We start from the raw sequence: 24,850 nt of genomic DNA, 5'->3' as shown, positions 1-24,850 counted from the left end.
AATGTACCCTGCCCGAACAGGGCATGACCTGTCAGGCAAAAATCCAACCGTCGCACAAGTAGGCATTGAAAAGGTAACAGGTCCACACCAGGTTAACGGCAATCACCGCAGTGCGTGCGATGCGATACACCCTGGTAGCGGCATGGTCCTGAAACAGCCAAAGGAACAACGCGGCAAGGAGGATAAACAACCCGAGATCGGAAAAATCCCAATAGGTTGAGTAAGGAACAACAGCCAGGGAAAAGATGGCGGCGAGTCCAACGCATGCCAGGATAATCAGCCTGAATTGTTCGGGCACCTGCCGGACATACCCGAAGCCTCCGATCAGCAGCACATAGGCAAACGGTGTACACAACGTGAACCGGAACAAACAATGCAGGCTACCGGCCCGGAACAAAATCACGAACAATGTCGCTCCGATCAGATAGATCATGGACAACACCACCAGATAGTGTCTGACATCCACTTCCTGACCGGCTTGTCCATCCCACATGCGCCTGACTTGCTTCAAACTCGTTGTAATCACCAACAACAGCAGGGGTATGAAGATCATGTATACCACACCCAGGTTGATGGAGAAACCTTCATGCGACCAGTCGCGCAGATCATGCGGTACCGCCAGGATATTCTCCCAGTACTTCTGCACATGCACGAATTTCAACGGATCGCCGCTTCCATATAACAAATGCACGAATGATACGATGGCCGTTCCCAGCAACAACGGCAGGAGGCGAAACACCATGTTCCTGATCATCTTCAACCACGACTTGTGGGTGGGCATGAAATATAATTCCGCACATACGATGGACAAGGCCAGGAAGGTATAAGACGGCCGGGTGAGGGATGCCAGGAGAAAACCGATGAAGAATATGTTGTTTCTTTTGTTCTTCCAACCCCACAATCCGACCACCGTGGTGAACATCGACAAAGCCTCGGTATAGGGGATGAAAAAAATGACCACGCTGGGCAGCGTAAAGGATAGCAAGAGTCTGTTTTTATACGTCTCTTCTTGCGGAAAAATAGTCAGCAACAAATACAGCGAAGCGACATACAACAAATAGTTTACGAACAACATGGCGGATGAGGGCAAATGAAGCACCTTCCATAACAAAGGATAAAGCGGGAAGAAAGCAAAGGAATACTCTCCGGTTGATTCCTCCTGATTGTATCCGTAATGCGCAATGTTCCTGTAAAACAACCCGTCCCATCTCACATAGTTGTCGTTGGTAATGTGCGTAAAGGGCATGCTCTCCATTTTCCTTTCCCCATCCACATTCACATAATTCTGCGAGATTTTACCCATGGTATTGCGGTACATCGCCGGTTGGGTAAAAGAATAAAACAGGGCGAAGAATACCAACAGGAAAAGGATGGATATACCCAGGTGGGTTTTCAGGTTTTTCATGGTAAGATCAAAAACAAATTAACGGAGGCGCATGCAATCAAATTTGATATAAGCGTAAATGTATCAAATACATTTTACGTGGCTGTTTGTCCTCCGCAGCTCGATCCCAATCCTGCGGTACAACCGAAGCAATGCCGGTCCACCGCAATCTCACGTGCGGCCAGTTCACCTGCATTGAATTGTGAAATGTGATCTGCACCGCACTGCACCTTTATGTCCAGCATCTGGTTGAAGTCGCAGTCGTACAGGAAACCGTCCCAACCCACCGACAGGGTATTGCGGCACATCACATTGGCAGCGGCACCGGGGTTGAAGGCATCCACCAGTTTCTGCATGTATGTATCGTAATTTCCGCTGGTGATGAGGTAGTCGAGGAAGCGGCTGACGGGCATATTGGTGATCACGAAGAGGCGGTTGAAAACGATGCCATGCCGTTCGTGCAGTTCGCGCTTGTAATCGGCCTCCAATGATTCCTGCGGACCGGCGAGCAGGGCGCCGGTGGGGTTGTACACCAGGTTCAGTTCAAGTCCGCTACCGGGTTGACCGTAGCCCGCTTCATTCAGCATTTGCAATGCCTTCACCGACTTTTCAAACACGCCTTCACCCCGTTGACGGTCGGTACGTACGGGAGTATAATGCGGCAAGGAAGACACCACTTCCACCCGGTGGCGGGCAAAGAAGGTGGGCAGATCGGCAAACCTGGGGTGAGCAAGCAGGATGGTGAGGTTGCAGCGGTTGATGATATGCTTGCCCATCTTGGAAACCTCTTCCACGAACCACCTGAAATGCGGATTCATCTCGGGTGCACCACCGGTGATATCCACCGTACCGATGTTATGCCGGCTGAGCACGTCGAGGCATTGCTCCATGGTATCGCGGGTCATCACTTCTTTGCGATCGGGTCCGGCATCCACGTGACAATGCCTGCAGGTTTGGTTGCACATCTTGCCCACGTTCACCTGAAGGATGTCAATGCCAGAAGGACGCAAAGGCATCTGTCCGCATTGCCGCAACTTTTCATCAAACCGCACCTTGTCGTCGGCGTGCAGCCACTCCAATTGGGCAGCTGCATCGGACAACGGGTGACCTTGTGCTTTCAGCGACTTCATGCTACATCATGATCTTCTTCGTGTGGTTCATCATCTGCACACCATGCACCAGGGAGGCACCACCCCTGATGGCGGCTGCCACATGAACGGCTTCCATCATCTGTTCTTCGGTACATCCTTTTTCGAGCGTATCGGTGGTATAGGCGTCAATGCAGTAAGGACATTGAACCGCGTGGGATACGGCCAATGCGATCAGGGATTTTTCCCGCGCGGTGAGGGCGCCTTCCTTGAACACATCGTTGTAATAGTCGAAGAATTTATCGGCAAGGGGTTTATGAAACTCGCCGATCTTTCCGAACTTCTTCAGGTCTTCCGGTTTGTAGTAGGTCTCCATCTCTTTTTCAGATTGATTCGATTTTCGTTTTCATCCGGGTATCCGGTATGATTTATAAAAAGGTCCGCAGCCATTCCCTTGCCTTTTCTTCATCCGAAAATGAACGCATGGGGATAGAAGGAGGGTTGATACTGAAAATCATGTTCATGATCAGTTTGCCCAGAGCACCTCCGGACACCATGGCCATGGCCTTGTACACGTCGGGCAACTTCCGCGCAACAAACTGCCGCGTAGCCTTATCAGGCACCGGTGAATTGCAAATGTACACCAGCATAGGCACCTTGGTTTGGTTGGTGATGCGGGCCACCAGTTCGAAGTTCTCGTTGGTGTTGGTCAATGTTCTTTTGGGTGGTTTCGACAACGAGATCAGCAAACCATCGGGCTCAAACCAATAGGTCGACAATTCGGTTTCATAGGTGGGGCGATCGTCAGGAACGACAATACCCGGTTTGTCTGAAGGCATAAGCGAAGATACACAAATCAGCCACGCCGGATCTTTCGCATGGCCTCATCCACCCGCACTGCTTCAAAGAGGTATGCTTTCACCAGGTCGGCATTGATATCGGATGGTTTCATAAAAGTTTTGATGTACACCTGCTTCCGGTTGCCTTTCTCCAGAAAACCTGTTTCATCCTCCATCATGAAGCCATAGCAAAACCCCAGTTGTACGCCTTGCTGACGCACTTTGCCCCAGGGAACGGAACCGGGCCTGATGAAACAAATCCGCCGGAAACCGGAATAGAAAGGCACCTGGTAGGCCAGCTTTTCCCGGCAGCGTGGCACACTGTCGAACACCAGGTGGCGTAAGACTTCAACCATGTTTCTTTCATCCCGCGGCAGGTAGTCGAGCAGTTCCTCCACCGAATTGAAATGAACATCCTGCATTTTCATATCCGTGTCACTTGGTTCTCTCCAGTATCCCTTGCACATAGGATATCCACTGGTAAGAGGGAACAGACTTGTCAATAAAATAGTCAGGCAAGATGCCCTTGTCATCAATGGCCATGTCAGGAATGCGCAGGCTTCTCGACAGGGCATATCCCAACTGGATGTTGCCACAGGGAGAGGTAACGGTATACATGTTGGATATATCCAGTACGCCAGCGGTGGTGGTGCCGAACAATTTCACCTTTCTGCTTTGCCGTGCCGCCAACAGGAACTGTTCGGTGGTGCTTCCGTTGTTTTCATGAACGAGGATGGCCACATTTTCGGGGAAGGCGTACACGGTATCATATCTTTCAATGATAACACCGGAGGTATCCAGGTTGACAAATTCACCGGGATGTTGTTTCAGTTTCCCGAGCGACTCACGTGCCCACTTTTTTTCCTCTTCCGACCAATCGGGGTCTGCCATGAAATCTTCCATGCGTTTGTTGTTCAGCGGGGTCGACAACAGTTCCACACCAATGCTGCGTATGGGGTTGGTGTACAGGTAGGGGATGATGTGTTCGTAGCTGGCATCGCTTCCTCCCCCGTTGTTACGCAGATCGATGATCAGGTTTTGTGTGTGAATGATGAGATCATGGTTGGCGGTCAGTACACTGTCGATCGCCTTCTTCCAGGCATGTTGGAAGGAAGGAATGCGCAACAGCAACGTTTGTTCGGATAACCGCTCCAGGAAAGGTCCGGAGGCATCCATCAGGCGATAGTAATTGAGGATATCAGGGTTGGACTTATACTCAGGCTCTTTTCGTTGAAGGATAATGAAACCCGCCTGCAGCAAGTTGTTCCCGATCAGTTTTACGTCGTTGAATGTTTGTGCCGAATGATCACGCATGTAGTAGGTCATATTAAATGCGCCATCCGGTGCCGTCATGATCTTCATTTTCACCTGGCCCGGCATCCAGTATACGCTGTCGGCGTCCAACACAACACCCACGTATTCCTCACCCCTTTTCTCAACTGCCATGGTGTAGGGGCCGGTAGACCATATCCCTTCAAAGCCAGGCACCGTCATTTTCTTCATGCGTATCCCGAATGCCTTCATGTCAATCGGGTATGTCTCCCATCCTGCAAACCGTTTCCTCACTTCCGCGGGATTTTCCTCTTTAGGCTGAGCAGCATCCCGCTTCGCGCCGACCCACATGTGTCCGGATCGAAAAAACTTCAGCCAATCGGACATGGCCTGCACACATGTATCCAGATCGGTGATGGTCTGCACCTTCCGTTCCATCTGTTCGGTATGGCTGGCGTATGCCTCCGCTCCTTTCCTGGAAACAGCATAAGAGAATCCGGCATCGTTTTCCTCGAAGGTCTTCTTCAACCATCGGAACTGTGCTTCACATGAGCAATCCTGCGCATCCGCACGAATCGCTATCAGCATCAGTGCAACAAACAACCATGGTATCCTGATCTTACAATTCATTGGTTTGACGTGTATATATTAATTTTCTTTTGCGGGACTCCAGCATCCTGCCAACCACAACCAGCACCAACCCCACGGCACCCATCACGTAGTGCAAAAAATAAAGCATGCGAATCAGGGCAACCTGGATCACCAGCCATCCGAGCAACAGGCTTCCCTGTAAGAACACCAGTCTGGCTGCATACTTGTACTTCTGGATCAGCGTTCCGAAAACCACCAGGCTGAACACCCCATTGACAAGCAAGAGAATGATGCCCGGCACAAGGAAAGTATCAAAGGGCGAATGTGCCAACAGCTGTGTCGACAACCCCATGCCGCTTCCGTCGGGGAATGCGATCAGGCTGCAACCACCGTACACGGCACCTGCTGCATTGAACAACAGCACAACGGACGCGATGATTTTCAGGAGACGCTTCAAAATAGAGTTTCTGGTTTGTGGTTTTTGGTTTGTAGTTAAGCCCGGTAGTAATCGCATTGAACACCCCTGTCGGATCCAACTTGAGACTCATGACTTGCCTGCCCGTCCGTAGCCTTGGCGAAGGCGGGAGACTTAGTTACTCTCCCGTATTCATCTTCGGATTGTGGCTCACCATCCAGTTGATACCGAACTTGTCAATGAACATGCCGAAGTAATCGCCCCAGAAAGTCTGGTTCATGGGCATGGTAACCGTACCGCCCGCTGAGAGTCCGCTGAACAGGCGGTCGGCTTCTTCCTTTTTCCGGGCATGGATGGAAAGGGTGATGTTGTTGCCCAAGTTGAAATTGGGCGCCCAGTCGCCCCCAACATCGCTTCCCATGAGCATGGTTTCTTTGCTGATGGGAAGACAGACATGCATGATGCGGTTGGCTTCTTCCGCCGGAATGGGCTTGCTGCTTTCTCCCTGTGGCATTTCGCTGAAGCGTCCCAGGTACGAAAATTCACCGCCGAAGACGGATTGGTAAAATAGGAAGGCTTCTTCGCAATTCCCGTTGAAGTTGAGATAAGCGTTAACGGTGGTCATGTGTAAAGTTTGTGGTTTCTGGTTTCTGGTTTTTGGTTTGTAGTTGGGCTTTGTAGAGACTCAGCTGCTTACATCAGCAGGGTGTAACTTGAGACTTGCCTGCCCGCCATAGCTTTAGCGAAGGAGGGAGACTATTTACCAAACTTCTCTTTATTAAAGGCCGCCGTACCGCCTTTGGGGATCGACAACGATTGCCAGTCGCCATCTGCAATCATTTTACCTACGTACACGATCTGGCCCACGTGGTATGAATAGTGGGCCAGTTGCCTGAAGATGGCTTCGGGTACGGTATGCGGCTGGTTGCGGATCTTCACTTGCTTCTGCAGATCTTCTTCCGATAGCGAATGCAGGGCACCCAGCAGGCAACCCCATCCTTCCTTCCACTTTTTAAGCAATTCCTCCCTTGTGGTGATGTCGTTCTCGAATTCGGCTTCCCGCTCACGCCATTCCTTTTCGCCGTCGGTGGTGAGGAAATCCGTCCATCGCGACAGCATATTTCCCCACATGTGTTTCACCACAGTGGCGATGCTGTTGCTGTCGGCATTGTACTGCCAGAACAGTTTTTCGTCCGGAAGTTGCGCGAATGTTTTTTCACCGAGCGCCTTGTAGGCCTCGAATTGTTGGATGATACCGTTGAGTTCCTGCGGCGTCATGATGGAAGTATTGGGTGTTTATTTCAAAGATAGAGATTTTGGGTTTGGGTGATTTGAAAAGAATGATGGACGACAGATGTTAGACTTGAGACGATAGACTTTTATCGTGCAGAACTAAAGACTTGCGACTAAAGACTCACGACTATTGTGGCGTACCTATGGCACGCTTGATTCACGCATACGATTCATTCTACCAATGTGCTGCTCCGATGGAGCAGAAATCGTCGGTCAGGATTTAAAAACGCTGACCAATGCCATGTTCCGTTAGGAACATCCCATTGGTGGCAATGAGGCAAGATGGATGAATCGCGTTCCATAGGAACGCCACAATGTGGGATGGATATGAAACGATAGACTTCAGACAATAGATGTCATGAAGCTTAGATGAGCCGCGTACAACTTGCTTGCCCGCCCGTAGCCTTGGCGGAGGCAGGAAACTCGCCACTTGAGACTCGCGACTCCATCACGACAACCGTTGCTTCGGTCGCAACGTTTCCACAATGCGTTGCTCGATGGGGAAAGCAAACTGCCCCTTCTCGCAGCGCCAGCGGCTCATTTTCCTCAAGGGAAGCAGGAATGCACCGCCGGCGTTTCCGTACCCCCATTTGAGGTAGAACTTGAAAGCCTCGAAATATCTTTCCTTTTCCCGGCTCACCCACGGACCCGATGAACCTATACAATCGAAGGCGCCCCATTCCCGGGTGGATGCGGGCAGCACGTACCCCGCCTCCACCACCTGTTGTGTGATGGCCGACCCCGGGTAAGGCTTGAAGTAGAAGATGGGGGTTTCGAAGCGTGGGCTTTTACGTCGCAGTTGGCGGATCACCTGGATGGTCTCTTCCACGCTGCGGTCGCTTTCTCCGGGGAAGCCGACGATAAACGGAAAGATCACGGCGATACCGAGGTCGCGGCATTTGTCGGCGCAATGAAAAACCTGGGTGAGCTTGATGTCTTTCTTCATCCAGTCCATCATCTCCTGCGATCCCGACTCCACCCCGATCAGCAAACGCCGGAGTCCGGATGCCTTACAAAGTTGCCATAGGTCATCGGTCATGCGCTCACCCTGATCGGCGCGCATGGTGGCGGCCCAGGAAATGTGCAGGTTTCGGTTGACCAGCGCATGCGCAAAATCTTCGATGCGTTTCGGGTATGTAAAGAATGTTTCATCCTGGAAATTCACATCGGTGAAGTTGTACTTCGCATGGTAGTGTGCCAGGTCTTCAGCGATGCGTACACCGGGGATGGCGGTGAAGCGGCGTTCGTACACAAACGGGTCGGCGCAGAAGGCACAGCGGAAATAGCAACCGGTGGATGAGATGTAGTCGAACTGGCGGCGACCCTTCTTGTTGAAGTAGCGCTCCACATCAACCAGGTCGTAGTTCACCCGACCGAAGCCTTCCATAGAGGCCATCGGGCGTGGCGGATTCTTCACCACCCGGCCGTCTTTACGAAAAGTGATTCCTTTGATCACATCAAGGTTTCCTCCCTCCTCCAACACGGCGACCAGTTCGCGGAATGTGTCCTCTCCCTGGCCCTGTACGGTGATGTCAATGCAGGTATGTTCTTCCAGTGGTGTGGACGGAAAGAGCGACGTGTGCCATCCACCCCTGATCACGGGAAGGTTCGGTGCCTTTGACTTCACAAACTCCGACATCTCCAGCGCATCGCGGATGGGTGCGCCTGTGATCACGGTGGTACCGAAGCACAAGGCATCGGGCAGATGTGCCGCCACCTTTGCACGCGGGTCTTTTTCGATCCGCCCGTCGATGATGATCACTTCGTAGCGATCCGGGTCTACCACAGAACCAATGGCGAGCAATGCCAGGGGCATGTCGAAGAACACGGCACTCGGGTTGTAGAGGATGATCTTTTTGCGAATGGACATACGGAATCGGAAAGGACGAAGGTAAGGGTTTGTTGGAAGGAGACATGAGATATTAGATGTTAGACAATAGATGCCGGGTACAACTAACGACTAAAGACTTACGACTAAAGACTCTTGCTACCAATGTTCTGCTCCGATGGAGCAGGTTTGACATGGCGTAGTATAGGACCAGCCGTCCGGTTGTGAACTTAAACCTTTACGCAATCTCTCATTCCTAACTATCCCAATGACCTACGCACAACTAACGACTTACGACTAATGACTTACGACTAATCCTTGCACCAACACTGGCACTTCGCCGTCACATCCGCCGTGTACCAGAAGAGGCGGTTTTTGATGTCCACGGTTTGCACGGCCACGTCGGGTTCGCATTTTTCGCAGTTGGTGTTGCCGCCCGCGCATTTCAGTCCGGCCTTGGCGCATTGTGCATCCAGTTCGGCATATGCTTTTTTCAGGGCCGATTTGGGTCCGATGGCCGACGGATCCACGTGCAGGTCTTTGATTCCTGCGGCGATGTTGCAGGCACCCGATCCACCTTTTTGTGGCGGCAATTTTGTGCGGTTGTCTATGATGGCGGCCACAAGCAGATAAGCCAGTGCTACGTATACGCCTCCTCTCACCACACCTTTTCCAATGGCACGGGCGCGGGCGATACGGCGGCGGATCTGGTTGATCTTGCGCTCCACGTCACGCGCTTTGCGCAGGAAGTCCTGCTCCATTTCTTTGGCGATACCCGACTTATCCGACGGCGTGAGTTCACCCCATTCGCGGGCGGTTTGAAGGAGATCTTCGAGTTGCTTAATGAGTTCTGCTAAGTTTTCCATGATGCTGTTGGGTTTGGGTTAACAATGATTCATCCCTGCGACAAACAACGGGCGTTGCTTGTATGCCAACAAGATCGTGTGGTTCACCTCCGTATAGGTTTGACACAACAAAGGCAAGGTATGAAGACACCTTGCCTTTTACAAATAGAATCCGGTTTTCAAACGGGGTTTACGGACTATGCAGGCACCCCCATGTTCATCCGTTCGAAGGCTTTTTTGAGATCCTCCGGTCCGGCTTTGGACACGGCTGCACTCATGCCATAGGTGAGTTGTTCCTGTCCCTGCTGCAACTGGTCGAAAATAGCTTCAACGAAATCGCCTACGGGAGGAGCGGCATCGTGCAGTCCCACACCACCCAGGTCGGTGTTGAGTGCCGGAGGCACCATTTCGATCACCTCGATGTTTTTGTCACGCACCATTTCCCGGAGGGAAAGGGTGAAGGAATGGAGGAAGGCCTTGGTGGCGGAATACACCGGTACCTTTACGAGCGGCACAAATGAGAGTCCGGATGTCACATTCACAATGGTATCCAGGGATGGCAGTTTCGAGAAGAGGTGTGCCAGGTGCAACGGAGCTTCTACATTGATGGCGAGTTCTTCCTTGGCGCGGCGGTAAAAATCATCGTCGGGCAGCTGCATCCATTGCTGGATACCGGCGTTGTTGATGAGTACGTTCAGTTCGGGATGTGCCTCGGATATCCATTGAAAAAGCGCTTCTCTTTCGGAGGCAACGGCCAGGTCGCAGGTGCGTGTGATCACGGAAGGAAAGCGATCGGCAACTTCCTTCAGCCGGTCTTCACGTCTTCCGCAGATGATCACGGTGTTGTGTTCCTGGATGAAGCGTTCGGTGAGGCCGAGGCCGATACCTGTGGCACCGCCGGTAATGAGAATGGTATTGTTGGATAGTTTCATGGGAATGTGGTTTTGTGTATCGCTCCGGCCGGGTTCAGGCGCGGAGTGTGGATCAAGGGTTAATATCAACCCCTGATAAATATACCCAAATCACATGTACGATGCACCACTTTTTCCTGAACAAATTGTTAACCGGTTTGCATCGGTATTTCAACGGATGCTACGGGAGGGAACCCGTTTGTTTCATTTCACCAATGGCCACCGCCCGTTGCTGCACATAGGTTCGGGCCAGGGAAAGTATATAGGGAAGATTCAAAATCAGGGCATAGATAAAGACAGGCCAGGCGGAATCGTTTTTCATTTGAATCACCCGCACCACGTACAGTGTCCATGCCATGAAGTTTCCAAGCGGGCAACCCCACCATGTGATGGTATTCAGGAGCCCGTTGTTGCGTACCCTTTCATTTTTATTCAACCACATGGGCAGGGCCAGCAGGCACATCCATACGCCGTAGACAAGGGCAAAGAGAAACATCATCCGAACAACAGCCATTGAAGTCAGCCATTCGCTTTGGTAGTCGCGGTTGTTCCAGACCGAATAAATCGTACACACAACCACCATGGCGATCGACGGATACACCGCGGCATGCACATACCACCCCTTCAGACGCGAACGATAATCACCCATGTTGTTTCATTCCAAAGACCGGATCGGAATCCACACTTCCTCTTCCGAATCGGGTTCGTTGTTTTTGTATTTGGCGCCGAGGAGTTCGAAATGCGGACGGTTGTCCAGCATATACCCCGACGACGGCAACCAGGTGTGAAAGATATAACGGAAAGTCCGCTCACCTTCGCTGGCCGGTCCTTTGTGGATGAACACGGCATACAGGCCCTCCGGCAAAACAAGGGTATCCATGCCCTCCGGCACATCATCAAACGATGCCACCTCCGCAGCCGCCCACTTTTCAAAAGAAGCCTGGGGATCAAACCGGTGGAAGTCGTAGCTGAGGGGGAACACCTGCAAGGAAAAAAGGTCGGTATTCAATGCTTTCACTTCTCTTCTCCTGGGGCCGAATCCGCTCCACAGCGCAAACGTTTGGTTATCTGCCAATGACATGCGGATGTGCATGCCCACGAGTTTCTTTTCCTTCAGGGTTTCGATCCTGGGTTCCATGATTGGATGCTTGGGGGTTTAGATTTTGCGGATGGCTTCCACGGGTTTGAGGCGGAGTGCTTTCAGGGCCGGGTAGATGGCGGCAAGCACGGCCACCACGAATACCTGTACGACAATGTCCACGTAAAAGTGGGAGGCGATGGACGGGTACACCATGCTTCCGTAACCGAAGCTCTCAAGTCCTTGTCCGACCACAGCCAGATCAATGCCATGTGTTCCGAACCAGTAAATCGACAACCAGGCAACGAAGATGCCCACCGGGGCTCCGCACAAGGAGAGCAGGATGGTCTCGAGCATGATCATCCGGAAGACCCTGCCCTTGTTCATGCCCACCGCCATGAGGATGCCCAGTTCGCGGATGCGTTCCAGCACGGCCATCAGCATGGTATTCACAATACCGAAGGCGAGGGCCATCATGATGATGAAAACAAAAATCTGCATGCCCTGGTCGAACGCGCTGTTGAGCACCTTCAGATCGGGTGCCAGATCGGCCCACGATTCAGCCTGTACATCGGGATGTACTTTACGGAAATCACTGAGGACACCATTGACAGAATCGAGGCTGTTCAGTTTGACTGCCACCTCATCCACCATCTGATCATCGTTCACCAGCGCCTGCAAATCGCTTCTTCGCACGAACACATGCAGCTTGTCGTAACCGCTGTTGGCCGATCGATATACACCCACCACACGGAAGGCAGCAGCCACGATGTTCTTTTCCGGTCCCTGGAAACTGAGCACGATCTTCGAACGCAGCTTCACGTCGAGCATATCGGCCAGCTTGCTACTGATGATGACAGGATTCCGTCGGATGTCTTCGAAATACGTGCCTTCCTTCAGCTTCTGATCCAGGTGTGTGAGCAGTTGTTCTTCTTCCGGCACGATGCCATCGAGTTCCACGCCAGAGCTAGTGACCGACGACGCAGCCAGTGCCGGCACCACCAGGCGCGCCGTGGCGACTTTCACCCGGGGATCACGCTGCAGGTCGGCGGCGAGCTGCATGCCGTTTTCCAACCGGTATTTCAGGTCCTGATCTTCATCCCTGAATTGGGGATGATGCACCTGGAAATGGCCCAGCTGGTTTTCGATGGCATCGGAGATCCGTTGGGCGCTCATGCCCCATGAAAATGCGATCAGGAAGAGAGCCGCCCAGATACCCACCGACACGGCGCCCACGATCACCAGGCTCCGGGTGCGGTTGCGCCAGATGTTGCGCCAGGCTATTTTGAGCATCATCATGGTTAGCTTCGGGTGGCTTTAAGTGCGTTTAATTTGAGGATGCGTGCCAGCGGATAAAGCGCCAGCAGCAGGGTGATGCACAGCACGAGTTCGGCCTGTGCGGTGAAGATGGAAGGATCAAGCGAAGCGCGCATCACAGGTTCGAAGCCGTACGCAGCGAAGCTCTGGGCCGCATCTCCGGTAAAGCGGATCGGGTTTTCGTGGAGCCAGTATACCACGGGCACGCTCAAGGCAAAACCGGCGGCGGTACCGATCACCCCGATCAACAGGATTTCCAGCAGCACCATACGCACGATGCTGATGTGCCGCATGCCGATGGAAATCAGGATCCCGAATTCATGCTGGCGTTCGGCAAGCATCATCAGGAAGGTACCGAACAACCCGAAGGCGATGATCAGGTAAAGTACGCCGGCCATGATGAGACCGCCGGAATTATCGGCACGGATGGCCTGTACGAGGTCGGGCATCATCTCTTTCCAATCCATCACCGTGAGGCCTTCGGGCAAACCGGTCTCAAGGGCATGGCGTGCTCCGTTGATGTCGTTGCGGTTGTCGAGCATCATCACCACCGACGTCACCACGTCTCCGCCGAAGAGCCATTGGGCTTCTTTCAGGGGCAGGTAAATCATGCCCTTGTTGAGTTCGGGAGCCCCGAAATGAACAATGCCGGATATGGGGTATTTGCCGGCCGCGTTGGCGCCGTGGTATCCTTGTCCGAGCACGACCACGGTATCGCCGGTGTGAAGTTTCAGCACATCGGCCAGGCCTTCCGCGATGATCACGGAGCGGTCATCTGCGGAAAAGTAGCGGCCGTTGATAAGTTTACCGCCGAGTTGTGTTACGCTGTCTTCCATGGCCGGGTCGGTACCCACCACCATGGCGCTTTTGGTTTTGGTATCGCTGCTGGCCAGCACGTATGCTTCCAGGCGCGGGGTAAAACTCCGGATGTGACGGATGGAGCGGAGGTGTTGTTGCAGGGGGGCATCGAAGGTAAATCCTTTATCAATGGAGTGGGTGTCCCAGTAGTCGTTTCCCTGCAGCTGGAGGTAGCCGGTATAGTATCCGACCACGTTGTTGATCATGGTATCGTAGGTACCCAGCTGGAGGCACCGCATGGTGGTGGCCAGCACCACCGCGAGCATCACCGAAGTAAGGGTGATGATGGTACGCCGGTGATTGCGCCAAAGGTTACGCCATGCCAGTTTCCAGTACATCCGGTTGTTTGGGGATCACATTCCGTCCGGTAAAGTTAACCGAGTAAAGAATCCTTTTTCTATTAAGGCAGCTTTTTTTGCCAGAGGCAACGCCTTCTGAAAGAGTATGCCACGAAGACACGAAGACGCAAAGATTTACAAAGAAATGATCGATGAAGCACACCATACACCTTAGTGGCTTTGTGGCAAAAAATAACAGCCACGTAGGTAAAACCAGCTTTCTCCGCCAACCGGTGAATTCAGACAGACAAAAATAATCTCTGTTTAAGGCGGTGGGGTCCCAGGTAAACCCAAATTGAATGTACATCAATCCAGGATATCGGGCACGTTGGCGGGAAGCACAAAATACTCCACCACGTTGCGATCTGCCTTTTGTACATGTTCGGAAAAAGTGTTGAGGCTTTTTCTGAGGTGTACGGCAAACTCACGGTCGATGTGGTCGAGCAGTTGGTTGACTTCCGCAATCTGCATTTTAAGGGCATTCCTGCTGAAATTATTCAGGGGAATGTGTTGCTTCTGCAGCTCCTTCAATTGTACGGGAAACACCTTCTCCACCTCGGCATAATAAGGTTGAAGGATGGGGTCCGACGTAAAGGTGCGCAGGTGGGTCAGTTGTACGGCGTCGTTTTCCTGTGCCTTCTCCAACTTCTGTCCGGCTCCAATGGCAAGGATCGAAACCAGTGCGGGTGCTTTGAGGAGTATCTCCTTCTCCGCCTGACCCAATTCGAGAAATGCATTGGGTTGTTCCATGATCACTTTGGGTTTGGTATATGGTTCAAAGGTAACGGAACCTGTGATTAAATATCAACCCAATGGGTGTCGAATTGAAGGCAACCCTTGTTAAAAACAGTTAACGGAACCACGCCACCACCTTCGGTCCGAACACAATCAGGCCGATGACGGCAGCAGTGATGGCGGACAGGAGCACCGCGGCGGCGGCGATATCTTTGATGCGACCGATCCTGTCGTTCTTACCGGGCGAAACCACATCGGCCAGTTGTTCGATGGCGGTGTTGATGGCTTCTGTGATGAATACAAGTCCGACTGCAATCGCCACGGCCATCCATTCAAAAGAGGAAATGCGGAAGTAAAAACCGGCGGCCACAGCACACAGGGTTGCCACCAGGTGAATGCGGGCGTTGTGTTCATCCCGGATCAGCGCTTTGATACCGGCGAAGGCATAGCGGAAACTTGCCAGTCGTTTGCGGAGGGAGAACTTACCGTGTTTCATTTGTTTATTCCGGAAAACGGAATCAATCTACGCAAAAAAACGAAGGGGAAGCCCTGGCAGTGTGTGTCTGGCTTCCCCTTCTCAGGATACAGTGAACGGGCTGGTGGTTATTGAGCGGCGGTCATCATCTTGCAATCCCTGAAAATTCCGTTGGCGTTGTGAATTTCCACTTGATACACATAGTTTGCAGTTGAGAGTCCAAGTGAGGGTAGATTCAAGATGATTTGGTGTTGACCGGCCGCAAGCCTGCCGGAGTTCACTGTGGCCACCTTTCTTCCCTGCAGGTCATACAGGTCCACCCTTACATCTGATGCTTGCGTCAGCTGCAGCGGGATGGTTGTGTCGGTGTGATCATTCTTCCCCTCTTGCTGGTTCCCTGCCAGCATATTTCCCAACGGCACGAAAGAGGCTGCTCCAGCCCATCCTGAGCGTTTCAGGAATTCGCATCCGTTGTTTTTCATTGTAGGGGTTTTTGTTTGTAAGCGTCGGGACTTTGACGGCGGGGAATACGGGAGGTTTAATGGAGGGGGAAAAATTAGTCGTAAGTCTTTAGTCATAAGTCATTAGCTGTACACCACATCTATTATCTGCGGCTATCTGCGGCCTAAGAACATTCAACGTTGTGGCGTTCCGATGGAACGCTATGATTTCCAACTATACCATTTATCCACCAATGGAATGTTCCTAACGGAACATGACACCGGCCGATGTTTTTAGATCCTGGCCGACGGTTTCTGCTCCATCGGAGCAGCACATTGGTAGCAAGAAAGGTGGGTGGAAAATCAAGCGTGCCGTAGGTACGCCACAAAGAGTCGTAAGTCTTTAGTCGTTAGTCGTTAGTTGTTTCCGGCATCTGGATTCTAAAGTCTATTATCTATCAAACGCTCCAAAAATAAACCCTCTTTCGCCAAGGCTACGGGGGCGAAGCGAAAAACGAACTTCGAATTCGCAACCCGTCAAAATATCCCGTATCTTTGTAATTGAAGGATTACCTCTGTGCCTAAAAGCTTCCTCCGTAAAGGGTTGCTGAGGGAATGTCGAATTCGCAAGTGCAGATCATGAAGTGGGTAGCCTGTCTTTTCGTAGTGTTGCTAAACGGTTGTTCCAACGTTTACGAACTGGCCTTTGTGTCGGACCGCAACGGGCAATCGGATATCTACCTCACCGACATCAACGGCAAAGAGGTTCGCCAGCTTACCCAAACCAAGGATGTGGAATACGGACTTACCTGGACTTCAGACGGTACAGAGATTTACTATACCCTGTTTCTGCCGGAGGGAAGACAGGTCGGCCGCCTGGTGGTAGCCGACGGAAAAACATCCACCGTCCTCAATGACTCCACCCTGGTATCGCTGTGTGACGTATCCCGGAACAAGAAAAAACTTTTGGTAGCATCCAGAATACACCATGCAAAGGGCGAGTTGTATGTGTATGACATCCCCACCCAAACCTACACCCGACTAACCGACAACGATTTCTTCGAAGCCGGCGCAAAATTTTCTCCGGACGAGACGAGCGTCGTTGCGGCCATCCAAACCCAGAAACCGGGTCCCAACCACCCAGCCGGCATGGCGGAGATCTTCCGCATTGAGCTGTCTTCATTGACACCTGTTCAGCTCACCCACATGCATGCATTCAACGGTTTGCCCGACTGGTCGCCGGACGGAAGTCAGATCGCCTTTCACAGCTGTAACCAGGGCAAGTGCGACGTTTATGTAATGGAAGTCGATGGCTCCGGCCTGACCAACATCACCGCGGGAAAGGAAGACAACCGCTGGCCGCGGTGGACGCCGGACGGAAAATGGATCGCTTTCACCAAAAGTACCGATGGCAACTCCGATATCTGGTTCGCCTCACCGGACGGAGCCACGCTCAAACCGATCATCACCTCACCGGGCAGGGATGAGATAGCGGAGTGTAAACCTTAGTCGTTAGTCGTAAGTCTTTAGTCGTTAGTAAAAAGGATGATAGATGTGAGACTTGAGATTGTAGACACATTTCGTCCTTTTAATTACGGCAACACCACGTTCACCCGGCTGTTCGCCTTGATAAGCTTCTCGTGAAGCGGTTCTCCATCCGACGATACTTCATCATCCATCACATCCAGCACATTGACAAGCTTGTCCAGCGCCGGGAACCAGGCGTTTGGCAGGTGTCGGATCACCCGGGTGATGAATGCTTCCAGTTCCGGATGACCGGTATGTTGTTTGAGATGTGCTTCCGCCACCTTGCCATTGGAGAGGACCAGCACCTGAAGCGTATCTCCTGTGTAGAGCGCCGACGGAAATTCCGGGTGGCGGACGAGGGAGTCGCGGATAATTTTGCTTACAAATATCAATGACGGTGCGGAAGTCTTGAAACGCTTGATGTCGTATACGGCAGGTTTTTCGGGCACTTCAACAACCCTAGGCACCCAGTCGCCCGGGTCATGCTCCATTGCCTGCCATCCGCTGCTGAACCCTTCCTCCTTCACGGGCGGGGCATCCGCGTCACATACAGCCCAGGTGATGTCGGGCTGAAGGCTTTTGTCGGGGTATTGGCGGATGGTCATGAATCCGGCGAACACTTCCATTTTCCGGGTGGTGTTGTTGAAATAATCTTCCCATGTCACGGGTATGCTGGCAATGCCCGAGGGAAAGTTATCGGTGGAGAGGGTGGACAGCAGGTAGCGATCTCCTTGTAGAAATTCATTTGGCTTCAGCTCTTCCGATACACGCGAGCCCCCCATTTCCTCGTCGTATTCCATTTCTTCGAAGTTGCGCTCCTTGATATAAGGGAAGAATTTGATGATCCATCCGGAGATATAGTATGCGGCGTATTCGGTGGCAGATTTATAGATTCCCTGCCAGAAGTTGGTGTTCACTTGTCCAGCGTAAGCAAAATTCGGACTGTTAAGGTACAATAGTTTAGTCACAGTTTTTTACCTTGAAAGCTAGCTTTCAAGGTAAAAAACTGGAACCTTGAAAAACAGTCCAAACATGAAAAAGAAAGATCAAAGTCCCGAAGGGGTAGTCCGTGAGATCAAACGCAGGACCCGCCGCAAGTTCTCCGCAGAGGAGAAGATCCGAATCGTACTGGAAGGCCTCAAGGGCGAGCTATCCATTTCAGAGATATGTCGCCGTGAAGGTATTGCCGCCAACCTCTACTATCGCTGGAGCAAAGACTTCCTGGAAGCCGGTAAGAAACGGCTTTTAGGAGATACCCTCCGAGAGGCCAACACCACCGAAGTGGATCATTTCCGCAAGGAGAACAGCCAGCTGAAAGAAGTGGTCGCCGAGCTCACCCTGCAGAATAGGGTCCTAAAAAAAAGTTTGAGTGGGGACGCTTAAAAAGGCAGCGGTATATGCGATACAGTCAATCAGAGAAAATGGAGATCATTTCCATAGTGGAAAACAGTGATCTGAGCGTACGGGCCACCCTGAAAGAGCTGGACATTCCCAAGGCGACTTTCTATGACTGGTACGACCGGTATCTGCGGGAAGGGTTTGAAGGACTGGCTCCCAAGAAGCGGGCGGCAAGAAGCCAGTGGAACCGGATCCCCGATGAGAAACGCCAGGAGGTGGTAGAGCTGGCCCTGGACATGGAAGACCTCTCATCCAGAGAACTGGCCTGGCACATCGTAGATCACCGGGGCTGGTATATCAGCGAGTCCAGCGTGCATGCCATTCTCAAAGAAAGAGGGCTGATCACTGCACCGGCCTTTGTGGTGGATCATGCTGCCAACCAGTACAAAGACAAGACCTCCCGGGTCAACCAGATGTGGCAGACCGATTTCACTTACCTGAAAGTAGTGGGACACTGGGGATGGTATTACCTCTGCACGGTACTGGATGATTACTCCCGCTACGTGATCCATGCCGAACTATGCACCAACATGGCAGCCGATGACGTACAGCGCAATATCGATAAGGCCATTGAGATCACCGGTGTGGTTCCTGACAAAACCACACAGTCTCTCAAAGTACTCAGCGACAATGGCCCGTGTTACATCGCCAAAGACCTGGCTGACTTCTTCCAGGACAGAGAGATCAAGCATGTGCGCGGAAGAGTCCGTCATCCACAGACCCAGGGAAAGATCGAGCGCTGGCATCAGTCCATGAAGAATGTGATCAAGCTGGACAACTACTATTCACCCGATGAGTTGCGCCAGGCACTGGCTGAGTTCATTGAATATTACAACAACCGTAGATACCATGAATCACTGGAAAATCTCACCCCTGCCGACGTATTCTTCGGCAGGGATAAACAGATCCTGGCCAGACGAAAACAAATCAAAGAAAGAACCATGAAACAAAGAAGAAAATACCACCGTCAGCAAATGTTAAATCTATGACTTAAATTAGATCGCCTTTTGTCCGGATTTGTTTTAAGACGCACAATAGTGGGCTTTCTCTTGAATTTAATCAACGCCCTGTCTGGATAAATGGCAACTATTTCTCCTTCAACATTTTCATATTTGTCCTTCGTGAAAATCACTTTGTCACCATTTTTAAAGTCATAAGTTTTTGCAGGGTTGTAACCCGAAATTGGTGTAAGGTTGTAAACAATTTTATTTGGTCTTGGCTTGTAAATATTTCCAGTCGCAAAGTCAATTCCGAGCCAGATAACACCTGTACAAATGTCTAAAATAGTGTAGCCAACACTAACTTTTCTGGTCATGTTTATAGTTGCAGTTTCATAACCATCTGCTTTAATTTCAATTTTACTGTTTCCTTGTTTAGCATTTTTAGGAACTTTTACATTTGTCGGTGCGTCACCCACATAGTTGCCATTATAATATACTTTGGCATTGGGCGGTGTTCCGTTATGAACTCTTGAGGCATCCTTTGAACCACCAAGAATGGTAGCACAACTGGGTAATAATAAACTTACAGCAACCACTGTCGCTAAAAAAAATGTAACTCGATTTTTCATATTTCTCTGTTTAAAGATTAGTAAATTCTTTCTTACTCGTAAGGCTTTTCGGTTCCGCCCAGCATTTAAGGTTGCTGTCACCATTTTTTTGTCAGTCAGGTAGAGTCCAAATAATAATTCGGTGGTTCTCTTGTCTGCCCGCTATGTTTTTTTAAATGCACCCTAACGTTTGGCGGCTACCCGAAGGGCGGGACTTTTACCACAAAACTTGATTTGAAAAACTAATGTTTGATTAACCACTAAACTGTCCTTGGAACACGAAACCCCGTCTTTTGGGTAGGTGCTGTTATGCGGTCGTTTTTCTCCTTTGTCAATTGTCATATGCAAAGTCGTTTAATTCTAATAACTCTTTTTGAATTTGCGCCTCCCATTCCTTTTGTTTTGTCATGTCTGTTCCAAATTTTGTTTCACGGTCATAGTCAATACGTCTTTTTGAAAAATCAGTCATGATTTTATCGTTTAATTCCTTTGCTATTGCTGTTCCGTTGGCTATTTTTTTTCTATTCTCTCGTAAAGCTTTACGGAATTGACGAGTGTAAATTTCACAGATGTCGAATAGTGTCTGCTGATAAAGAAGAGATTGATTAACATTTACCGTTGTATCAATCCAAGATGCGGTTTTGATGATATAATTATGAACTTTTTTGTTGAAATTTTTTGTCAAAAAGTCGAAACCGCTTACTTGGTAGTCAACAGAAAATTGTGCGAAAGAAGATGTCGTTTCAAGTGATTTGGTTTTGATTGAAAAATCGTCCAATGTAAGTTTATGTGTTGCACTCCATTGTAAATTGTCTGGGTTGTTTTGCCCAAAAACAAAATTTGTCAATAGGAAAATTAATAAAAACAAAACTGTCTGTCTGCTAATTACTTTCATTGATATTTCCCTGTTTTGATGTGTCTTAAAATGCCGCATAACGGCTCTGGCTAAGAAACGTGCGGGTTTTGGAACGCAAATTTGTCAGCCGAGTACCGAGTTTTGTTATGTGTTTTAAGTTTCATTATACCTTGTCAGTCCGCATGTTTTCTTAGCCTTTGTTGGGCACTGGCCGTGTTCTATTTTTTAGTTCAGTTAATATCTCTGTCCAGTTACGGATTTTGTCCGGTAATATGTCAATGTTCGCAAAAACAAACTCCTCCATTTCTGTCGGGTTAACGAAATGAATGTTGTCTTGTTGGTCACCTAAATACTGTCCTTTTGTTGTTAGCAGGAAAACAGTCGAGTTGATGTTAGAATAGTCGTCCGTATGCAAGTCAACCCAACCGTTCTTTACTTGAACTACTGCCTTGTCGCCCGTGTCCTTTTGCCGTAATTCATATTCATAATTCATTGTGTCCGATTTGCACGAACTCGGAACCAACAGGTAGCCCTTTTCTTTTTGAAGATACAGTCCTAAAATGTCCTCACAGTCGTCTGATGAGAGAAGCGAAAAAATGTCTGGATTTTCAAGTTCTTTTATCTTGTATGTATCTGTACTTGTTAGCTTGTTGAAAATGAACATTGAGTAAATTCTCACTTGTTCGTCTGCTACTTTTTGAACTGTCCTTGCTGGAATAAAGCTGTTGACCACCTTGCCAGGGATTGCTTCCACCGTTCCTACTTTAATCCAGTTGCAGGAACGAACATTAACCATATCAGCTTTTTTGAAATGGCTTTCGTACTCGTAACGCCAATCACTTGTGATATGTCCGATATAGTAAACGCCTTGAATATCCCGAGTCCAAACCAAATCATCAATTTGCATTCTATTCTTTAGGGCGTTGACTGCTGGCCACCAACTTCTGTCGCCTTGGTTGTAATAGTGCTCCATTGCCAAGTCATAATATCTCTCCCAAGTCAATGGGGCACTATTATCATCTACTGGCCAACCAACGGCAACGATGCCATTTTCAAGGCAAAACTTTCTTGGAGTTTCACCGCCTGTTTTAAGATTTATTCGCCAAACATTCATCGGTTAACTCCATTGCTTTTTATGGTTTTCAATCGCTTCTTTTATTTGTGATTTTATTTCTGCAAAGTCCAACCCTGAAACACCTTCAACTTGTTCAGTCAAGTCCAGAAAGGTTTTGAGTTCTCCCTCTCTTGAGCCGAATTTCAAATAGTCTTTGAGGATGAAATCGTTGTAGCCGTTTACGGATGTTTTAACAAGGTCAACGAACTGGTCTTTATTCAGCCCTCCAACAAGCTCCTTGTTATGAAATTCCGAATTGAGGCGTTTCAATGTTCCGATTTCCAGTTTTAATACATTTTCCCAGTTCTTAACGTCTTGATAGTCATTGTCCGATGGTTCTTTTGCTAAATCATAGGCGGTTGAAACAAGTTGGTATTGTTGGGAAATGTCCGCAACGATTACCAAGTCCTCAATGGTTTCTTTGGTGGATTCAGGCAAGAAAGCGAGATTGTAAAATTTGTCATGAACGAATTGGACTTGCCCGAATTCATTGTTTTCTACCGACTTGGACAAGAAAGTGATTACCGCTTGGTTAATGTTGTCCTTTGTCGATTGTTCCAAGTCGGTTGAGTTGATTTCTATTTTGTCCAGACATTTTTTCGCTTCTGCTATGTTGTTGCTATTCGCTTGCTCGGTGGCGCATTGGGCAGATTCAATACTGTTTTGGTTGGCTTCAAGGGCTTTTTCGGTTTTGTGGTTTTGGTACCAGTTGTAGCCGAAAATGCCAAGTACAATCAGGGCTACAGCAATTACTCCAATGAGTATTGCCGTCTTTTTCTTGTCAAGAAGGTATGCGGTCTCTACGGCTTTTACTTCATTGTCAACGATGAATACTTCCCGTTCTTTTCCCTTGAATTTAAACGAAACACGGGCGATTGGCAAAACTTTCACATTGTAGCGTTCAAGCAAGTATTTTCCTTCGTCAGTAGGGTTAAGCGGTTTTAATTTTTCCTCATTCTGTCCGTTGATTGGGTCTTGATAAGTAATTTGAAAGTCAGCTTTTGATTTAGTTATCCATTTGTCCTTCGCTTTTTCAAATGGTGATAGAATGATGTTGTTGCTCAAAACCGATGAAGCAGTTTCAATCAATTCATATTTGAAAACCTCTCCCTTACCTGCACATTGATTACAGGTTACTTCACCTTTCCCATTACAGGTATCGCATCTTAGTTTGATGTAACCACTTGCTTGGCATTTAAGGCATTGTTCGGTTCGCTTTGTGACTGCACCACCGACTTTCCCTGCTTTACCGACTGTAACGCTTGGTAAATCAATAATACCTTTGCCTTTGCAATTAGGGCATTTATGGGCAACCTCTCCATGTCCTTGACATTTTCCGCAAGTTGTTTTGCCTGTCGTGTTGCAGGTATCGCAGTCTGATACTTTTCCGCTACCACTTCTTTTCCAACTTGTCGTTGTTTCCTGAAATTCGTTTTGTGCGGGTTTGTCCCATAGGTTTTCTAATGTGTCTCCAAGATTTTGATTGCTTGACGGCTCTTGTTTGGCGACTGTTTTCCTGCTCTCGTAATGATACTGGCTCTCAATGTAAAGGGCTTGTTTATTGTCAATGGAAAGGTGTAAGTTTTTAACGTCTAAGTCCTTACTGAAAAGTGGGTTCTTTTTTCTCCATTGTTCGATTAAGTCCTTTGCTTGTGTGTCGGTAATGCTTTTGTCCGATTTTACCTTTTCTGTCTCGGTGGCAATTTTGTCATTGAGAGCTTGGTCAAGGTCAACAAAGTCATTTCGTTTGATAACGTCTGCAAGAAATTTGGTGTCGACCGTACTGGTATTCTCCCTTACTGTGTTTGTTTTTGCCATGTGTCAATTTTCTTTTTTCGGCTTGTGCCCAACGGTCGCGTGTATGTGGCGTAGCCTGCCGATAGGTGGCTATGACATATACACAGTGTTAGGTAGCGTTTTTTTTACTTTTTTAGGTTAATAATCCGCAAATCAGCCCACCAATTAACCCCAATGCCATTATTGGTTTAAATGCCTTCGTTATCAAAGCATCTGGAAAACTCATTACTCCGCCAATTATTAATCCCTTCAACCAACCCTGTATTGGCAAGTCAATGTTGAAAATAATAAACCCAATAGAAAACCTATTTACAAATGAAGCAATAATTGCTTTTTGCTTATCTTCAAATTCCATAAAGAACATTGGTATTATTGAGGTAATTCCAAAAATTGTCCCAGCAATCAAACCTTTGATAATATTATTCATATTTTCAACTTTTTAATTCGTAGGCAGATTTTAGCCAACTTATCAATTCTTTGTCAACATCATTAAGTTTTTCCAATTTAACTATATGCTTAAATCTGTTAGCAGATATTTTTTCAATTTTTTGTATTCTTTCACTCTCAATTTCAAAGTTTGTGTGAATTTTCAACAAGAGGTAGTTTTTCCGTGAGTAAACTCCAGCAAATCCCGATTTACTGTCCAAATGAATGCTTGACTTTTTAGGTAATTGAGTTACTGTTCCAAATTTTTCGCATTCGGTTATTAGTTTCTCGTAGATTTTGGAAACTATTGGTTCTTTATTTATCAAGTGGTCATTAACCGTATATTCCATTTGTTTGTTTTTTCGTAATGCTACCTAACGTGCTGCAGCTAAGAAACGTGGGGCTTTCGGAGCGATTACCTGTCCACCGAAACGAGAAGTTGCTACGGAGAACAAACCTTGATTAAAGCACTATCC

At 49.2% G+C, this 24,850-nt stretch carries 27 protein-coding genes and 1 pseudogene; 2 read left to right on the top strand and 26 right to left on the bottom strand.

Annotated features, from left to right (window positions below; all coding sequences use genetic code 11):
* Nucleotides 1-31: 31 nt before the first annotated feature.
* From H6585_02305 to H6585_02215, 19 genes are all read right to left on the bottom strand, one after another.
* The gene (locus H6585_02305) at nucleotides 32-1,405 is read right to left on the bottom strand and encodes a hypothetical protein (GenBank protein MCB9447160.1); all 1,374 of its coding nucleotides are present in this window, start codon (nucleotides 1,403-1,405) and stop codon (nucleotides 32-34) included.
* A gap of 74 nt (nucleotides 1,406-1,479) precedes the next feature.
* Nucleotides 1,480-2,514: an arsenosugar biosynthesis radical SAM protein ArsS gene (arsS, locus tag H6585_02300; protein ID MCB9447159.1), complete on the bottom strand. Its 1,035-nt coding sequence runs from the start codon at nucleotides 2,512-2,514 to the stop codon at nucleotides 1,480-1,482.
* Nucleotide 2,515: 1 nt separating this feature from the next.
* Complete coding sequence (locus H6585_02295; protein ID MCB9447158.1) at nucleotides 2,516-2,848, bottom strand: carboxymuconolactone decarboxylase family protein; 333 nt, start codon at nucleotides 2,846-2,848, stop codon at nucleotides 2,516-2,518.
* A 52-nt stretch (nucleotides 2,849-2,900) separates the two neighbouring features.
* Nucleotides 2,901-3,290: an STAS/SEC14 domain-containing protein gene (locus H6585_02290; protein MCB9447157.1), complete on the bottom strand. Its 390-nt coding sequence runs from the start codon at nucleotides 3,288-3,290 to the stop codon at nucleotides 2,901-2,903.
* Nucleotides 3,291-3,328: 38 nt separating this feature from the next.
* The gene (locus H6585_02285) at nucleotides 3,329-3,739 is read right to left on the bottom strand and encodes a DUF1801 domain-containing protein (protein MCB9447156.1); all 411 of its coding nucleotides are present in this window, start codon (nucleotides 3,737-3,739) and stop codon (nucleotides 3,329-3,331) included.
* A 7-nt stretch (nucleotides 3,740-3,746) separates the two neighbouring features.
* Nucleotides 3,747-5,213, bottom strand: a complete 1,467-nt coding sequence (locus H6585_02280; GenBank protein MCB9447155.1) for a peptidase S41 — start codon at nucleotides 5,211-5,213, stop codon at nucleotides 3,747-3,749.
* Entirely contained in the window at nucleotides 5,203-5,631 is a 429-nt protein-coding gene (locus H6585_02275; GenBank protein MCB9447154.1) for a hypothetical protein, read from the bottom strand. The genes H6585_02280 and H6585_02275 overlap by 11 nt, the downstream gene beginning before the upstream one ends.
* A 136-nt stretch (nucleotides 5,632-5,767) precedes the next feature.
* Complete coding sequence (locus H6585_02270; protein ID MCB9447153.1) at nucleotides 5,768-6,214, bottom strand: VOC family protein; 447 nt, start codon at nucleotides 6,212-6,214, stop codon at nucleotides 5,768-5,770.
* A gap of 131 nt (nucleotides 6,215-6,345) precedes the next feature.
* Nucleotides 6,346-6,867 carry a DUF1572 family protein gene (locus H6585_02265; protein ID MCB9447152.1) on the bottom strand — a complete coding sequence of 174 codons (522 nt, stop codon included), beginning with the start codon at nucleotides 6,865-6,867 and terminating at the stop codon, nucleotides 6,346-6,348.
* 463 nt (nucleotides 6,868-7,330) lie between these two features.
* Nucleotides 7,331-8,752 (bottom strand): B12-binding domain-containing radical SAM protein, encoded by a 1,422-nt coding sequence (locus H6585_02260; protein MCB9447151.1) that lies wholly within the window; start codon nucleotides 8,750-8,752, stop codon nucleotides 7,331-7,333.
* A gap of 269 nt (nucleotides 8,753-9,021) precedes the next feature.
* The gene (locus tag H6585_02255) at nucleotides 9,022-9,576 is read right to left on the bottom strand and encodes a hypothetical protein (protein ID MCB9447150.1); all 555 of its coding nucleotides are present in this window, start codon (nucleotides 9,574-9,576) and stop codon (nucleotides 9,022-9,024) included.
* A gap of 176 nt (nucleotides 9,577-9,752) precedes the next feature.
* Nucleotides 9,753-10,487, bottom strand: a complete 735-nt coding sequence (locus tag H6585_02250; GenBank protein ID MCB9447149.1) for an SDR family oxidoreductase — start codon at nucleotides 10,485-10,487, stop codon at nucleotides 9,753-9,755.
* 160 nt (nucleotides 10,488-10,647) lie between these two features.
* Nucleotides 10,648-11,115 carry a hypothetical protein gene (locus H6585_02245; protein MCB9447148.1) on the bottom strand — a complete coding sequence of 156 codons (468 nt, stop codon included), beginning with the start codon at nucleotides 11,113-11,115 and terminating at the stop codon, nucleotides 10,648-10,650.
* Between the two features lie 6 nt (nucleotides 11,116-11,121).
* On the bottom strand, nucleotides 11,122-11,604 hold the full coding sequence (locus tag H6585_02240; protein ID MCB9447147.1) for a GyrI-like domain-containing protein: 483 nt from the start codon (nucleotides 11,602-11,604) through the stop codon (nucleotides 11,122-11,124).
* Between the two features lie 18 nt (nucleotides 11,605-11,622).
* The gene (locus tag H6585_02235; GenBank protein ID MCB9447146.1) at nucleotides 11,623-12,843 is read right to left on the bottom strand and encodes an ABC transporter permease; all 1,221 of its coding nucleotides are present in this window, start codon (nucleotides 12,841-12,843) and stop codon (nucleotides 11,623-11,625) included.
* 2 nt (nucleotides 12,844-12,845) lie between these two features.
* Nucleotides 12,846-14,057 (bottom strand): ABC transporter permease, encoded by a 1,212-nt coding sequence (locus H6585_02230; GenBank protein ID MCB9447145.1) that lies wholly within the window; start codon nucleotides 14,055-14,057, stop codon nucleotides 12,846-12,848.
* Nucleotides 14,058-14,363: 306 nt separating this feature from the next.
* The gene (locus H6585_02225) at nucleotides 14,364-14,807 is read right to left on the bottom strand and encodes a hypothetical protein (protein ID MCB9447144.1); all 444 of its coding nucleotides are present in this window, start codon (nucleotides 14,805-14,807) and stop codon (nucleotides 14,364-14,366) included.
* Nucleotides 14,808-14,907: 100 nt separating this feature from the next.
* On the bottom strand, nucleotides 14,908-15,288 hold the full coding sequence (locus H6585_02220; GenBank protein ID MCB9447143.1) for a diacylglycerol kinase family protein: 381 nt from the start codon (nucleotides 15,286-15,288) through the stop codon (nucleotides 14,908-14,910).
* A 107-nt stretch (nucleotides 15,289-15,395) separates the two neighbouring features.
* Nucleotides 15,396-15,749, bottom strand: coding sequence for a T9SS type A sorting domain-containing protein (locus tag H6585_02215; protein MCB9447142.1), 354 nt, complete (start codon nucleotides 15,747-15,749; stop codon nucleotides 15,396-15,398).
* Between the two features lie 597 nt (nucleotides 15,750-16,346).
* On the opposite strand from H6585_02215, the gene H6585_02210 reads away from it, so the two are divergent.
* Complete coding sequence (locus tag H6585_02210; GenBank protein MCB9447141.1) at nucleotides 16,347-17,216, top strand: PD40 domain-containing protein; 870 nt, start codon at nucleotides 16,347-16,349, stop codon at nucleotides 17,214-17,216.
* 83 nt (nucleotides 17,217-17,299) lie between these two features.
* Here H6585_02210 and H6585_02205 read toward each other — a convergent pair whose 3' ends face one another.
* On the bottom strand, nucleotides 17,300-18,202 hold the full coding sequence (locus H6585_02205) for a DUF4419 domain-containing protein (GenBank protein MCB9447140.1): 903 nt from the start codon (nucleotides 18,200-18,202) through the stop codon (nucleotides 17,300-17,302).
* Nucleotides 18,203-18,266: 64 nt separating this feature from the next.
* Between H6585_02205 and H6585_02200 the strand changes: the two are divergent.
* Nucleotides 18,267-19,621, top strand: a pseudogene (locus H6585_02200) (IS3 family transposase).
* Here the strand turns inward: H6585_02200 and H6585_02195 are convergent.
* From H6585_02195 to H6585_02170, 6 genes are all read right to left on the bottom strand, one after another.
* Nucleotides 19,600-20,202, bottom strand: coding sequence for a PEGA domain-containing protein (locus H6585_02195; GenBank protein ID MCB9447139.1), 603 nt, complete (start codon nucleotides 20,200-20,202; stop codon nucleotides 19,600-19,602). The pseudogene H6585_02200 and the gene H6585_02195 sit on opposite strands and share 22 nt — an antisense overlap.
* 310 nt (nucleotides 20,203-20,512) lie before the next feature.
* Nucleotides 20,513-21,076, bottom strand: coding sequence for a hypothetical protein (locus H6585_02190; protein ID MCB9447138.1), 564 nt, complete (start codon nucleotides 21,074-21,076; stop codon nucleotides 20,513-20,515).
* A 151-nt stretch (nucleotides 21,077-21,227) separates the two neighbouring features.
* The gene (locus H6585_02185) at nucleotides 21,228-22,151 is read right to left on the bottom strand and encodes a hypothetical protein (protein MCB9447137.1); all 924 of its coding nucleotides are present in this window, start codon (nucleotides 22,149-22,151) and stop codon (nucleotides 21,228-21,230) included.
* A gap of 3 nt (nucleotides 22,152-22,154) precedes the next feature.
* The gene (locus H6585_02180; protein MCB9447136.1) at nucleotides 22,155-23,969 is read right to left on the bottom strand and encodes a hypothetical protein; all 1,815 of its coding nucleotides are present in this window, start codon (nucleotides 23,967-23,969) and stop codon (nucleotides 22,155-22,157) included.
* Nucleotides 23,970-24,081: 112 nt separating this feature from the next.
* The gene (locus tag H6585_02175) at nucleotides 24,082-24,375 is read right to left on the bottom strand and encodes a hypothetical protein (GenBank protein ID MCB9447135.1); all 294 of its coding nucleotides are present in this window, start codon (nucleotides 24,373-24,375) and stop codon (nucleotides 24,082-24,084) included.
* A gap of 4 nt (nucleotides 24,376-24,379) precedes the next feature.
* On the bottom strand, nucleotides 24,380-24,724 hold the full coding sequence (locus tag H6585_02170) for a hypothetical protein (GenBank protein MCB9447134.1): 345 nt from the start codon (nucleotides 24,722-24,724) through the stop codon (nucleotides 24,380-24,382).
* Nucleotides 24,725-24,850: the final 126 nt, after the last annotated feature.

The sequence above is a fragment of the Flavobacteriales bacterium genome (assembly GCA_020635855.1).
Lineage (GTDB): Bacteria > Bacteroidota > Bacteroidia > JACJYZ01 > JACJYZ01 > JACJYZ01.
This window is presented reverse-complemented; position numbering and strand designations above follow the sequence as displayed.